This window comes from Ruminococcus sp. AF20-12LB, assembly GCF_003478985.1.
Taxonomy (GTDB): Bacteria; Bacillota; Clostridia; order Lachnospirales; family Lachnospiraceae; genus Blautia_A.
Window position 1 is genome coordinate 24,656 of sequence record NZ_QUGH01000013.1, and the last position, 15,020, is coordinate 39,675.

Below are 15,020 nucleotides of genomic sequence, written 5' to 3' on the forward strand. Positions count from 1 at the left end.
AGTTGGATTTATCTTACAGTGCTTTTTACTATTGAAATCTCAGAAATTACTGCATGTTTTTGCAGAAGATCTCCTCCATGGAAGCCTTAAGCGGAACGCCAAGCCTGCGTAAAGTTCCGTCCAGGGCAGCGAAAACTTCTCTTACATTATAGAATGTAGCGTTGTTTCCCATATGTCCGATGCGGATCACTTTGCCAGCCAGGACATCGAAGGAACCTGCCAGCATAATGTTGTAGTCTTTTTTTACTCCATCAAGGATCGCTTCGGCTGTTGTGCCCTCCGGTACTTCAAAAACAGTAACTGTATTGGAATATCCGCTGTGCAGGTAAAGGTTCAGGCCTGCGCCTGTGATGGCTTTTCTGGAGGCACTGGCGATCTTTGCGTGGCGGGAGAGGATGGCAGGGTCTGCTGCGATGTTGTCAATGGCAGCGCGGAGTCCGTAGATATCGCTGATCGGCATTGTATATGGAAACCATTTCTCTTCGTAATAATGTGCAAAAGCTGTAAGATTGGCATAGAAAGAAGCAATTGGTGTCTTACGGTCTGCCATGGATTTCTTTGCATCACTGCTGACTACAACAAAGGTAAGTCCCGGAGGTGCAGATACCACCTTCTGTGATCCGCCGCACATGATATCGATCTGGCATACATCAATGTTCAGAGGCTCGCCGAAGGAAGCGGAGACAGAATCTACAACGGTAAGGATCCCGTATTTTTTTAGAAGCGGGCAGATGGCAGCTACATCGTTAAGCATGCCGCTTGGAGTATCACCGTGTACTACGGTTGCATATTTGTAGTCGTGGTTATCCGCAAGGAAAGCTTCCAGTTCCTTTACATCGAGAGTGTTCTGATAATCTCTGGTATAAAGCTCCGGTCTGCCTCCGTACATGGAAACAAAATCGGCAAAGCCTTTTCCGTAGATACCATTGTCCAGAACAAGAACCTTATCTCCGGGCTCAGTCATGGAAGCAATGGCAGCCTCCAGTCCAAGGATACCCTCACCGCTTAAGATGAGGGTTTCGTTGGAGGTATGGAGAAGAGAACTGATCTTCTCGCAGGTTTCTTTATAAAATTCGACAAAATCTTCGTCCAGATCTGGATTTGTGCATTCCATGCTTCTTGCCAGACGGACATTTTCTGCGACCTGTGTAGGTCCCGGTGTCATGATCTTATACATAAGCTCACCTCTTGATCTTTATATTATTTCCGTAAATTACGGCTGCTGTTACAGCTGTTTTTTTAATCCGGTTTTTCTTGCTGCAAGGTTTAAGGGGGTGATCACTATGAGAACGATGACAGCTGCAACACCGATCTGGACCAGGTTTCCCGGGATGGAAGATACCGGTGCCAGTGGATTTCCATAGATGATAACCTCTGCAATGTAGTATCCTACTACTTTGATCACGCAGGCTGCGGCAATGGCGATCACATACCATTTCATGTTCTGGTGCCGGTGATCTTCTGTGAGCTTACCTACTGTGAAGCCCATGATCCCTACAATAATAAGAGTAAATGGTGCCCACAGGGTCCAGCCGGAGAGAAGGTCAAAGAGCCCCATTCCGATCCCACCGGCAATGGCTCCGGTTTTCTTTCCGAATAAAATGGCACCGATGAATAACGGCACATTTCCAAGGTGGATCAGTCCGCCGTTGGCTGCGATCGGAAGCTTAACATTAATAAATGCGGTGAAGATATAAGTCAGTGCAACAAATGCGGCTGTAATGGTGAGAAACTGAACAGATGAAAGCTCCTGGTCAGTTCTCTGAGATGTCTGAACTGCTTTTTCCATAGTGATAGATCCTTTCCCGAAAACATCGATGTATTGATGTCCTCTTTTCATATATTTTTGGTTGGGTATACTTTACAACATGAGTGTACATGAATAAAGACACAATTATAGAAAAAAAAGAGGGGACAGATCTGAGAGGGATATTTGTCATTAAAACAGGAGGTTTACCTGGTGGGGAATAAAACAGAGTTTTCGTAATGAAGGCGTAAAACGGGAAATACAGGGTCAGCATAGGAAGAGAATAAGATAGGTATATCTGGGAAGATTATAATGTTAGAAAAATCCTGTACGGAGCAGGATGTCTGCTTACGGTTCACCGGCAATGTCCCGCGAGGTGTTTTTTGTGAGTGAAGGTCACAGAAAACCCGAGATATATTCATAAAGTACAGGGAGAAATCAATTGACAAAGCTGTAATAAAATCGTAAACTATAGCAAAGAGTGTGTTCAGGAGTGAATGTTCCGGACACACTTTGTGACTGATGATGATTATGAGGAGGATACTATGAAGAATAAAAAATTTATTGCACTTTTAGCTATGACTGTTGCTCTTTCTGGTGTCATGACGGCATGTAGTTTCGGAGGAGGAAAAGAGGACAGCGTGGTTGTGGAGTCTACTCCTACTCCGACACCGGCGAAAAAAGCGAAGGTTACACCGACTGTTGCAGCAGATGCACAGAATACAACCTATACATCCAAGGATAAATCTGTAGCGATCAAGCTTCCGGATGCAACCTGGGCCAACAAGTCCGATGAGACAGATATGGTGAGCTTCGAGTCTCCGGACCAGGGCAGGATCCTGATCCTTCATGGCTCCGGTGCTGACCTGGAATCCGCAGTGATCCCGAACTCCCAGGATATGGCAGTTTCCATGACACAGGCAGAGAACATGGTAAATGGAACCGATTTTGAGATCCAGGATTACAAGGCAGATCAGAAAGACGGAATCAACATTTATTCTTATACTGTGAAATATAAGGATACGACCAAGAGTGACGGTTATGTATATGCTATCAATAAATACTTTGTAAGTGACAGCGAGTATTACAGCATTGTGGCCTCTGTTAAAAAAGAGGATGCTCTGAAAAAGGTTCAGGAGTCTGTCGACAGCTTTGCGATCCTTGGTGATTCCACTCTGAAGAGTGCGGCAAATGGTTCCGCAGCCAAGACTGCCGGTAAAGATAATGCAGCAGCTTCCTCTGACGGAAATGCATCTGCAGATGGTAATGCAGCAGCTTCTACTGACGGAGCAGCAGATGGAACTACAGCTGCCGGCGGAAGCACATCTGCCGACGGAAGTGCAGCGTCTGACGGAAGTAGCACATCTGACGGTTCTTCCGATGGAACTGCATCCACTGACAGCAGCTCCTCCGGTGCTATCGTAAATGGCGGATTTACAGATGAGCAGCTTGGCAACACAGATGAGACAAGAACTATTTACAGAAACTCCGATGGTAAACCACGTGTTATCGTTCCGGACGGAAACGGTGCATGGATGGATAACGAAGGAAACCGTTTCACCTTCTCTTCTCAGTATGACTGTGATGTATATGAAGAGGATGGAACAAGCTTCTACTGGCACGGTGAGGCTGCAGACGTATACTATATGCCTGTACAGTAAAGCCTGGAGCAGCAGGAGATTCGGTTAGATAAGAATTCCGGGATCACAGCTTTTGTGGCTGCGGTCCCGGATTTTTTGTGTCATATTATGTCAGAGGCGTATACTTATACAGGAAGACATGGTATAATGTGAACGCTGCGGGCGATGGAACGTCCGAAAAATATTTGGAGGTTTTTATGGAAGCATACAGCGATTTTGCCAGAGTTTATGATATTTTCATGGACAATGTGGAATATGAAAAATGGGCGGAATATCTTATAGAAAGTCTTAAAGAATACGGAATTGAAGACGGGATCGTGCTGGAACTTGGCTGTGGGACCGGAGTGATGACAGAGCTTCTGGCTGAGTCCGGTTATGATATGATAGGCGTGGATAATTCTGAGGAAATGCTTGGCGAAGCTATGGAAAAACGTGCAGAATCCGGTCATGAGATCCTTTATCTGGAACAGGATATGCGGGAGTTTGAACTTTATGGAACGGTACGTGCTGTCGTCAGCGTCTGTGACTGTATGAATTACATCACAGAGGAGGATGATCTGCTTACTGTATTTAAACTGGTGAACAATTATCTTGATCCGGATGGAATTTTCATATTTGATATGAACACCCCATATAAATACCGGGAAATGCTTGGAAATACGACTATTGCAGAGAATCGGGAAGAGGGAAGCTTTATCTGGGAAAATGAATTTGATGAGGAGACCGGGATCAATGTGTATGATCTGACTCTGTTTCTTCCGAGAGAAGATGGTCTTTATGAGAGAGACGAGGAAATTCATTACCAGAAGGCCTATGATCCAGAGAAAGTAAGGGAACTTCTTGAAAAGGCAGGCCTGATCCCGTTGGCGGTTTATGACGCATACACCAAGGATGTGCCGAAGCCGGACAGCGGAAGACTGACTTTTGTGGCCAGAGAACATGGAAAAGAAATTCCGTCAGAAAAGAAATAAAGGAGGAAATTTTTTTATATGAGTGATTATATTGTAAGAGCAACAGCGGCAAACAGCCAGATCCGTGCATTTGCGGCTGTTACAACCGATATGGTGGAGACAGCGAGAAAGAATCATAACACCAGTCCGGTGGCAACAGCGGCACTGGGACGTCTCCTTACCGGCGGTGCTATGATGGGAGCTATGATGAAAGGAGAAAAGGATCTCCTTACACTTCGGATCCATGCAGGCGGACCATTGCAGGGAATCACAGTAACTGCAGATTCTCACGGAAATGTAAAGGGTTATGTGGGAAATCCGGATGTATGTATCCCGGCAAACAGCAAAGGCAAGCTGGATGTTGCGGGAGCTGTCGGCGTAGGCTTTATGGATGTGATCAAGGATATGGGACTGAAAGAGCCATATGTGGGACAGGTTGCTCTTCAGACCAGCGAGATTGCAGAAGATCTCACCTATTATTTTGCAACCAGCGAGCAGGTTCCGTCTGCGGTAGGACTGGGTGTGCTGATGAATAAGGATAATACAGTCCGTCAGGCGGGAGGCTTTATTGTACAGCTGATGCCTTTTGCAGAGGAAGAGGTGATCGCAAAGCTTGAGGAAAACGTATCAAAGATCGATTCTGTTACCAATCTTCTGGAGCAGGGGCACACACCGGAAAGTCTTCTTGAAAAAGTACTGGAAGGCTTTGACATAGAGATCAATGATACACTGCCCACACAGTTCCATTGCAACTGCTGCCGAGAGCGTGTGGAAAAAGCGCTGATCAGCATCGGAAGAAAAGAACTTAACGAGATGATCCAGGAAGGCAAGGACATTGAGATGAACTGTCATTTCTGCAATAAGAATTATAATTTTACCGTGGAAGATCTTAAGAGGATCATAAGAGAGTGCAAGCGATAAAACTCGGGAGGAAGAAAAAATGAAGCATGGTTTTATCAAGGTGGCAGCGGCAACGCCGAGAGTTACCGTTGCAGACTGCAAGGCAAACGGAGAGGAAATCCTTAAGGCCATTCATGAAATGGAAAAGGAACATGTCAAGCTGATGGTATTTCCGGAATTTTGTATCACTGGATATACCTGTCACGATCTTTTTCTCCAGAGATGTCTTCTGGACAGTGCGTGGGATGAGCTTCTGCATATTGCGGAGGAGACAAGGGAGACGGACGCCCTGATCTTTGTGGGACTCCCGCTGCGTCACAGAGGCAAGCTCTATAATGTGGCAGCAGCTCTGAATCATGGCCGTATCGTGGGATTTGTGCCGAAGACTCATATTCCGAATTATAATGAGTTTTATGAGCAGAGACAGTTTGCAGGTGCAGAGGAAGAAGATGTGGAATTTGTGGACTTCCTGAAGTGCGAGAAAAATGAGGAGGATGAGTTCTGGGATGAAATTCCTTTTGGAACAGAGCTGATCTTTGAATGTAAGGAATTTCCGGAATTCACCGTTGCAGCAGAGCTTTGTGAGGATCTCTGGGTCCCTGCGCCGCCAAGTATCCGTCATGCCATCAACGGTGCGCATATCATCGTTAATCTCTCTGCCAGTGATGAGATGGTAGGTAAGGATTCCTACCGGAGAACTCTGGTAAGCGGGCAGTCAGCACGACTGATCTGCGGATATATTTATGCCAGTGCAGGGGAAGGGGAGTCTACCCAGGATCTCGTGTTTGGCGGACAGAATATGATCGCAGAGAACGGTTCCATGCTTGCGGAAAGCAGACGCTTTGAGAACAGCATCATTTACAGTGAGATCGATGTGCAGAGACTGGCTGATGAGAGAAGAAGAATGTCCACGTATCCGGCAGTTTCTACCTGCAGTCATACAAGAGTTGATTTTTCCGTAGCAGAGGAGGAAACAAGACTTACCAGAAAATATCCACAGTATCCCTTCGTTCCGTCTGTGAAGGAAGAGCGTGATGAGCGCTGCGAGGAGATCCTGAACATCCAGGCTATGGGACTTAAGAAACGTATGGAGCATATTCACAGCAGGAGTGCGGTGGTAGGACTTTCCGGAGGACTGGATTCTACCCTGGCGCTTCTTGTAATGGCACGTGCCTTTGACCGGATGGGAATGCCGAGAGAGCAGATCCACTGTGTGACCATGCCATGCTTTGGAACCACAGACAGAACCTATCAGAATGCCTGCAAGTTAAGCCGCTGCCTTGGTGCAAGGCTTACCGAGGTAAATATCAAAGAGGCGGTAAATATCCATTTTCGGGATATTGGACATGATCCGGAGATCCACGATGTGACGTATGAGAACAGCCAGGCACGTGAGCGCACCCAGATCCTGATGGATACGGCAAATAAGGAAGGCGGCGTTCTTGTGGGAACAGGAGATCTTTCCGAGCTGGCTCTTGGCTGGGCGACCTATAATGGCGATCACATGTCCATGTATGGTGTGAATGCTTCTGTTCCAAAGACACTGGTACGTCATCTGGTACGTTATTATGCGGATACCTGCGGAGATGAGGAACTGAAGGAGGTTCTTCTGGATATCCTGGATACTCCGGTAAGCCCGGAGCTTCTTCCTCCTAAGGATGGCAAGATCGCTCAAAAGACTGAGGATCTGGTAGGACCTTATGAGCTTCATGATTTTTATCTGTATTACATGCTGCGTGCAGGATTTACACCGGATAAGATCTACAGGCTTGCCTGCCTGACCTTTGACGGGATTTATGATAAAGAGACGATCCTGAAATGGCTGAAAACCTTCTATCGGAGATTTTTTGCCCAGCAGTTCAAGCGTTCCTGTCTGCCTGATGGCCCGAAGGTAGGTAGTGTGGCACTTTCTCCAAGAGGAGATCTCAGAATGCCAAGTGATGCAAGTGCAAGGATCTGGCAGGATGTGCTGGAGAAGATTGAAATCTGAACGTAGATCGCAAAGCGGAGAGCTTAAGTGTTCTCCGCTTTTTTTATTGCGTCCGTGATAGCTGAAAGGAGCACCTGGGAGGTATATTTCCGGTCTCCTGCATACTGAATGTCTTCCAGGGACTGACTGGAATAGATCTGACTTGCCAAAGAATCCAGAACCGGTTCCATAAGAGGATAGGAAGCTTTTGTCGTTTCATTTAAATTCACCAGACGGATGGCCTTGATCCTGTCAGCATTTACAGTAACTTCCACATCGAAGGTATTATCATTCAGAGTGATGGAAGAGGTATAGACGCCCGGCTTGTAGCGGGATTTTTCGCCGGCTGTATGACTGGCATTTTTTCCGGGACCGAACATGAAGAAAAGAACGACAGCCAGAACAACAGCCAGAGCCAGAAAGACAGCTGTGTAAATGATCTCTTTCATATGTAGAACGATGATCCTGGTTTTGGAACTCATGGCGCACGCCTCCCAAAGCTTTTTGTATAGTTTATTATCGGGATGGAGGATTTATGCCACAGCTGTGCGCAGACCATCCGATACCGTGTCTGGAAAAATAAGGAAAAGAGCAAGCAGATATTTCAGAATATGGAGAACGACCGTTCTATAGGAGCAGAATTTGTGGTATGATAGGAATACTTCAGGCGCAGGAGGGCGCCGGAATGACTGAAAATCTGCAAGTGATCGGGAGGATGAAGATGTCATTACAGTTTATCATAGGAAGTTCCGGAAGCGGAAAATCCTGTTATGTTTATCAGAATATAATAGAACAGGCAGGGCTGCACCCTGAGAAGCTTTTTTATGTGATCGTGCCGGAGCAGTTTACCATGCAGACCCAGAAGACACTGGTTGAGATGAGTCCGGGCAAAGGAATCCTGAATATTGATATCCTGAGCTTCGAGCGTCTTGCATACCGTGTTCTGGAGGAAGTTGGAGGAGACAGCCGCACCCTTCTGGAAGAAACCGGTAAGAGTATGGTGCTGCAGAAGATGGTACAGCAGCATGGAAAGGAGCTTTCCTATCTGGGAGGTCAGATGCGTAAAGCGGGATACCTGGATGAAGTGAAGTCTATCCTGTCGGAGTTTATGCAGTACGATATCCGGGACAGTGAGATTCAGGAGATGATCGAGGATTCCGGTGACAGAGCGTTACTTCAGATGAAGCTGAAAGACGTAGCTGTTCTTTACCAGGCGTTTACCGGATATCTGAAGGATCATTATATGACGGGAGAAGAAGTAATGGATGCGCTGGAAAAAGCTCTTCCGTTTTCTGAAAAAATGAAAAACAGTGTACTTCTTCTGGATGGTTACACCGGTTTTACTCCTATTCAGATGCGTGTCGTGGGAGAACTTCTTGCTGTCTGTGAAAAGGTGATGGTAACGGTGACTATGGATGCGGATGAGAATCTGAGCATGAGAGGAAAACCTTATCAGCTTTTTTATATGAGCCGTCAGATGATCCATGGGCTTTCGGAGCTGACCAGGGAGATCGAGACGCCGGTTCTTTTGAAGGATGTGGGAAAATCCCGCTTTTCCCAGGCACCTGCCCTCCATTTCCTTGAAAAAAATATTTTCCGTTACCGAAAAAATATATATAAAAAAGCGCAGGATGAGATCTGCATGTTCTCGGCAGTGAACCCGCAGAAGGAAATGGAAGAAGCTGCCCGCCGGATCGCCAGACTTGTAAGGGAAAAGGGCTGCCGTTACGGTGAGATCGCCGTGATCACAGGTAATCTGGAGGAGTATGGCAATCTTGCAAAGCAGGTATTTACAGCAGCAGGGATCCCGTATTTCATTGATGAGAAGCATACGGTCCTGATGAATCCGTTTGTAGAATATTTCCGGGCAGCACTTGAGATGGCAGTGCAGGATTTTTCCTATGAGAGTGTATTCCGGTATCTCCGCTGCGGAATGTCCTGTGTGACCAGGGAGGAAGCAGACCTTCTGGAGAATTATGTGCTGGCTCTTGGTATCCGTGGATTTAAGAGATGGGATGAAGTGTGGGTGCGTATTTACCGGGGAATGCCGCCGGAAAGCATTCAGAGGCTTAATGAGATCCGGAAGCGGTTCGCAGATGAGACCAGAGAGCTTGCGCTAAGCTTTAAAGGCGGGAAAAAGACGGTCCGGGAATACTGTACTTTTCTCTACGAGTTTGCAGTGCGGAGCCAGGTGCAGCAGAAACTGAAGCATCAGGAACTGAAATTCAAGAAACAGGGCGACAAGGCCATGGAAAAGGAATATGCCCAGATATACGGAATTGTTATGGAACTTCTGGATAATATGGTGGAGATCCTGGGCGAGGAAACCGTGAACCGTCAGGATTTCCGACAGCTTCTGGAAACAGGATTAAACCAGGCCAAGGTGGCTCTGATCCCGCCAAGTATGGACCAGGTACTTGTGGGAGATATGGAGAGAACCAGGCTGAAGGATATCCGTGCACTGTTTTTTGTGGGAGTAAATGAAGGGAATATTCCGAAGAATACATCCGGCGGAGGAATGCTCACGGAGATTGACAGAGAATTTTTTAAAGATCAGGGAATCCAGCTTGCACCGGGGCCAAAGGAACTGATGAACATGCAGCGGTTTTATCTGTATCTGAACATGACCAAGCCAAGAGAGCTGCTCTGTCTGTCCTTCTGTCAGTCTGACAGCCAGGGAAAAGCCCTGAGTCCGGCCTTTCTTGTCAGTAATATCCGGGAGATGTTTCCGAAAATGGAGATCCGGCAGTGCGGAGATATGCAGGAACCTATGGAATTACTGGAGCTTCCGGGAATCAGCCTGGATTATTTCCTGAGAGGGCTTGCAGGAGAAGCTTACCAGGATAATGCGGTCTTCCAGGAACTGTACAGCTGGTATCTTCAGAGCCCGGAATACCGGATCCTTGTAAAAAAACTTACAGAGGCATCTTTTTCAGAACGACCGTCAGACAAGATCGGAAAAACAGTGGCAAAGATCCTCTATGGAGAAATTTCCCCGTACAGTGCTACCCGGCTGGAGCGTTTTGCGGCCTGTGCGTTTGCACATTTTCTGCAGTATGGCCTGAAGGTTACAGAACGTGCAGAGTATGAGTTCCGGGCTATGGATATGGGAAATGTCATGCATATGGCACTGGAAAAATTTGCGGCGGAAGTCCGAAGAGAGGGACTGGACTGGGCAGAGCTTACGGAGGAAGAGCGAAACCGTATCATAGACAGCTGTCTGGATCAGGTTTCCGCAGATTACGGAAATACGATCCTTAAAAGCAGTGCGAGAAATGAATATATGATCGAACGGACCAGACGTATTTTGCGGCGTACCGTGTGGGCTTTGCAGGAACAGCTGAAGCATGGAGCATTCCGGCCGGAAGGATTTGAGGTGAGGTTTCAGGGCGGAAGGATCGACCGTGTGGATATCATGGAAGAGCCGGAGAACAACCGGGTCTATGTGAAGGTGATCGATTATAAAACCGGAAATACTTCGTTTGATCTGCTGGCGTTGTATCATGGCCTTCAGCTTCAGCTGATGGTCTATCTGGATGGAGCATTACAGGTGGAAAAACGGAAGTATCCGGATCGCGAGATCGTTCCGGCCGGTGTGTTTTATTATAATGTGAAGGATCCTATGATACAGGAGAAGATCCACGCGGATATGGAAAGCATCAATGAGCAGATGCTGAAGAAAATGAAAATGAATGGGCTTGTACAGGCAGATGATAATATGAGTACCAAAATCGACAGCACTATGGCCTCCATACCGGTGTCCCTGAACCGGGACGGAAGCTTCAGCAAAAGATCTTCTGTTGCCTCAAGGAAGCAGTTTGATGCTCTGGGAGCGTATGTGCGGAGAAAGATCTGTGACATCAGGGAAGCGATCCTGGATGGAAATGCGGCAGTGGAACCCTATGAACTTGGAAAAAAGAATGCCTGCACATACTGTCCGTATCTTACTGTGTGCGGCTTCGACAGGAAGATACCGGGATATGAGTTTCACAGGCTGTCGTCCATAGAAGAAGATGCACTGTGGAAAAAGATCATGAAGGGAGAGGAAGAGAATGGCAGTGAAATGGACTGAAGAGCAGAAAAAGGTCATCACGCTCCGGGACCGGAATATTCTGGTCAGCGCAGCAGCCGGTTCCGGTAAAACTGCAGTGCTGGTGCAGAGGATCTTAAGTAAGATCATGGATCCTTTGAAACCGGTGGACATTGACCGTCTTCTGATCATGACATTTACAAGGGCGGCAGCGGGAGAGATGCGGGAACGTATCGAACGTGGACTGGATCAGGCACTGGCTGAAGATCCGGATAATGAGCATCTGCAGAGACAGATGACGTTGATCCATACGGCACAGATCACTACCATTGACGGCTTTTGCGCCTATGTGATCCGAAATTATTTTCATCTGATCGGACTGGATCCGGGTTACCGGACTGCAGATGAGGGTGAACTGAAGCTTTTGCAGGAAGATGTGCTGAAGGAGCTTTTTGAAGATCATTATGCAGAAAGAAAGGCAGATTTTACTGCATTTGTGGAAAGCTATGCGCCAGGAAAAACGGATGAAGGACTGAAGGAACATGTGCTGGAGCTTTATAATGCTGCGATGAGTAATCCATGGCCCGAAAAATGGCTGGACAGCTGTGTGGAGAATTATCATCTGGATCCGGAAAAAGGTATTGAGGGAACGCGATGGTTCCGATATCTGTGGGAGGCTGCAGACTGCGCACTGAAAGAAGCGGAAGAGCTTACAGAAACCGCAATGAAGACCTGTCAGCTCCAGGATGGACCGGAGCTTTATCTGGAGGCTCTGGAAAAAGATATGATACTGATCCGGCAGTTAAAACAACTGTCCGTTAAAAGGGACTATGATGAGATGGCGCAGAATCTCCGGGATCTGAAGTTTGCAAGACTTTCCTCAAAAAAAATGGAGGGGGTATCGGAGCAGCTGAAAAATCTGGTAAAAGCTCTTCGCGAAGATGCAAAAGATAATCTGAAGGAACTGGGAATCCGATATTTTTACGGAAATCTGGCTGAGCTGACGGAACTGACAGAAGCATCTGCACCACCGCTGGAGATGCTGGTAAAGCTGACAAAGGATTTTGCAGAACGTTTCCAGGCAAAGAAGCGTGAAAAAAATGTTCTGGATTTTTCGGATATGGAACATTTTGCACTGGATATCATTCTGAAAAAGGAAGGAGAAACCTATACGCCCAGCCAGGCGGCAAGAGAGCTTTCCGAAAAATATGATGAGGTCCTGCTGGATGAGTATCAGGACAGTAATCTGGTCCAGGAGATCCTGATGCAGACAGTTTCCGGCTGGGTCAATGAACGCAAAAATATCTTTATGGTAGGAGATGTAAAGCAGAGCATCTACCGTTTTCGTCTGGCCCGTCCGGAACTGTTCATGGAAAAATATAAGAGCTATTCACTGGAAGACAGTCCGGAACAGCGGATCGACCTGCACAAAAATTTCCGAAGCAGACCGGAAGTCCTTGAAAGTGTCAACTTTATTTTCAGGCAGATCATGGGGGAAGATCTGGGAGGAATTGCTTACGACGAGGCGGCAGCTCTGTATCCCGGAGCTTCTTTTCCGGAAGGCCAGGATCCGGAATTTGTAAAAACAGAGATCCTTCTTGTGGATAAATATAGTCCGCTGCTGGAAGAGGAGGATGAAGAAGTAACGGAGAATGAGAGAGAGCTGGAGGCCCTTGCCATTGCAGGAAGGATCCGATCTATGGTAGGGCATGAACGGGTGCTGGATAAGGAAACGGGAGAATATCGACCTCTTCAATATGGAGATATCGTGATCCTGCTCCGATCTGCTTCAGGCTGGGCTGAAACCTTCGGGGAGGTTTTGAGTGCAAGAGGGATACCGGTATATACGGCCTCCAGAACCGGATATTTTTCTGCAACAGAGGTTGTGACACTGCTGAATTATCTCCGGATCCTGGATAATCCGCTGCAGGATATTCCCATGACCGGTGTACTGCGTTCACCGATCGTTGGATGTACCACAGAAGAGCTGGCTGAGCTTCGGATCGCATATCCGGAAGGAATGATTTATGAATGTGTGTGCAGGTTTGTGGAGGATTACAGAGAGCATGGGAGCTTTGAGGAAAACAAAAAAATCCTCGGAGAGAAGCTGTCCTGTTTTATGGACACTATGAATGCACTTCGTGACAAGGCGGCTTACACGCCGGTCCATCAGCTGATCCTGGAGGTACTTGCACGCACCGGATATGGAGACCATGCAAAGGCAATGCCAAATGGTGAACAGAGGAATGCAAACCTGAACATGCTTGTGGAAAAAGCAATGGAATATGAGAAGACAAGCTATCGAGGCCTTTTTAATTTTGTAAGATATATCCAGAAGCTTCAGCAGTATCAGGTGGATTACGGGGAGGTAAATCTTTCCGGAACCGGGGAAAGTGCGGTACAGATCATGACGATCCACAAGAGTAAGGGACTGGAGTTTCCGGTAGTGGTTGCAGCAGGAATGGGAAAACGCTTTAATTTCCGGGATATGAACGCAAGTATCCTGATCCATCCGGAGCTGGGGATCGGTGCGGATGCGATCCTGCCGGAGAAGAGGATCATCGCTCCATCCCTTTGCAGGCAGATCATACGGAGAGCGCTCCTGATGGAAAGCCTCGGAGAGGAGCTGAGGGTACTTTATGTAGCGCTTACACGTGCAAAGGAAAAACTGATCCTCAGTGGAACTATTGGAGCCTTGCGTCCGGAATTGGAAGAATTGTCCGCATTAAGGGACAGTGAGGAACCATTGCTTTCTCTGGGAAGAAGGCTTTGCGGAAAGACTTACTGGGATTATGTGCTTCCGGCACTGGTAAGACATCGCTGCATGGCACCATTATTTCATGAATATGGCATCTTTATGAATACCGCAAATCCTCTGTACAAAGATCCGGCAGAATTCATAGTTACAAGAGTCACAGCACGGGAACTGACAGAAAGTGAGGTTATGGAACAGGCGGAGCGGGAAATGAAGAAGGAAACGCTGGAGAACTGGAATCCGGGCAGAGTTTTTGACAGTGAGATCCGGGAGGAGATCCAGAGACGTTTTTCTTTTGTATATCCATATCAATATCTGGAAGATCTTCCTGTGAAGGTCAGTGTATCAGAACTGAAAAAGCGAAGCTACCACAGTGAGCAGGATCTGGAAGAAACGGTGGATTATGAGACGGAAGAAGAGATTCAGCCGCTGGTTCCCCGATTTATCGAGGAGAAGAAAGAGGAAGGATATACAGGGGCACTTCGTGGAACGGCTTATCATCGTGTAATGGAATGCCTGGACTATCAGAAGACAGCAAACAGGGATGAGATCCGCAGACAGCTGAGAGAATGGGTTGACGTCAGGAAGATGGAAAGAAAAGAGGCTGAGTCGGTCCGGGTAAAAGATATCTGGAATTTTGTGGAAACACCCCTCGGACAGCGGATGAAAGCAGCTTCAGAGAAGAGACTTCTGTTCCGGGAGCAGCCTTTTGTGATCGCAAGAAAAGCTTCGGAGCTTGATCCGCAGTGGCAGTGTGAGGAAAATGTTCTGGTACAGGGAATCATTGATGCGTATTTTATAGAGGATGAAGAAATCATTCTGGTGGACTATAAAACGGACTTTGTGAGACGTGGAGAAGAAAAGAAGCTGATCGACCGTTATCATGTACAGCTGGAGGATTACGCCCAGGCATTGGAACGGATGACAGGCCGGAAGGTGAAGGAACGGTATATTTATTCGTTTACTCTTGGAGAAGCGTTCAGTCTCTGATCTGAAAATGAAAAGATATGTTAATGTGGGCAGATATCC

9 protein-coding genes are annotated in these 15,020 nt (G+C 47.1%); 6 read left to right on the forward strand and 3 right to left on the reverse strand.

Going from position 1 to position 15,020, the window contains the following annotated elements:
- Window positions 1-46: 46 nt before the first annotated feature.
- Window positions 47-1,177 carry a pyridoxal-phosphate-dependent aminotransferase family protein gene (locus tag DWX61_RS14965; RefSeq protein ID WP_118626117.1) on the reverse strand — a complete coding sequence of 377 codons (1,131 nt, stop codon included), beginning with the start codon at window positions 1,175-1,177 and terminating at the stop codon, window positions 47-49.
- 48 nt (window positions 1,178-1,225) lie between these two features.
- Complete coding sequence (locus tag DWX61_RS14970) at window positions 1,226-1,789, reverse strand: ECF transporter S component (protein ID WP_118626119.1); 564 nt, start codon at window positions 1,787-1,789, stop codon at window positions 1,226-1,228.
- A 503-nt stretch (window positions 1,790-2,292) separates the two neighbouring features.
- On the opposite strand from DWX61_RS14970, the gene DWX61_RS14975 reads away from it, so the two are divergent.
- The 4 genes from DWX61_RS14975 to DWX61_RS14990 all read left to right on the forward strand — a co-directional run bounded on the left by DWX61_RS14975 (window position 2,293) and on the right by DWX61_RS14990 (window position 7,227).
- Window positions 2,293-3,408: a hypothetical protein gene (locus DWX61_RS14975; RefSeq protein ID WP_243101157.1), complete on the forward strand. Its 1,116-nt coding sequence runs from the start codon at window positions 2,293-2,295 to the stop codon at window positions 3,406-3,408.
- Between the two features lie 176 nt (window positions 3,409-3,584).
- Window positions 3,585-4,358, forward strand: coding sequence for a class I SAM-dependent DNA methyltransferase (locus DWX61_RS14980; RefSeq protein WP_118626121.1), 774 nt, complete (start codon window positions 3,585-3,587; stop codon window positions 4,356-4,358).
- Between the two features lie 18 nt (window positions 4,359-4,376).
- Complete coding sequence (gene hslO / locus DWX61_RS14985; protein ID WP_015527218.1) at window positions 4,377-5,258, forward strand: Hsp33 family molecular chaperone HslO; 882 nt, start codon at window positions 4,377-4,379, stop codon at window positions 5,256-5,258.
- Between the two features lie 19 nt (window positions 5,259-5,277).
- Window positions 5,278-7,227: an NAD(+) synthase gene (locus DWX61_RS14990; RefSeq protein WP_118514270.1), complete on the forward strand. Its 1,950-nt coding sequence runs from the start codon at window positions 5,278-5,280 to the stop codon at window positions 7,225-7,227.
- A gap of 23 nt (window positions 7,228-7,250) precedes the next feature.
- Here the strand turns inward: DWX61_RS14990 and DWX61_RS14995 are convergent, their stop codons facing one another.
- Window positions 7,251-7,688 (reverse strand): FMN-binding protein, encoded by a 438-nt coding sequence (locus DWX61_RS14995; protein WP_118626123.1) that lies wholly within the window; start codon window positions 7,686-7,688, stop codon window positions 7,251-7,253.
- Window positions 7,689-7,891: 203 nt separating this feature from the next.
- Between DWX61_RS14995 and addB the strand changes: the two genes are divergently transcribed.
- Complete coding sequence (gene addB / locus DWX61_RS15000; protein WP_353652880.1) at window positions 7,892-11,278, forward strand: helicase-exonuclease AddAB subunit AddB; 3,387 nt, start codon at window positions 7,892-7,894, stop codon at window positions 11,276-11,278.
- Window positions 11,259-14,981: a helicase-exonuclease AddAB subunit AddA gene (gene addA, locus DWX61_RS15005; protein WP_118626125.1), complete on the forward strand. Its 3,723-nt coding sequence runs from the start codon at window positions 11,259-11,261 to the stop codon at window positions 14,979-14,981. The genes addB and addA overlap by 20 nt, the downstream gene beginning before the upstream one ends.
- Window positions 14,982-15,020 lie beyond the last annotated feature (39 nt).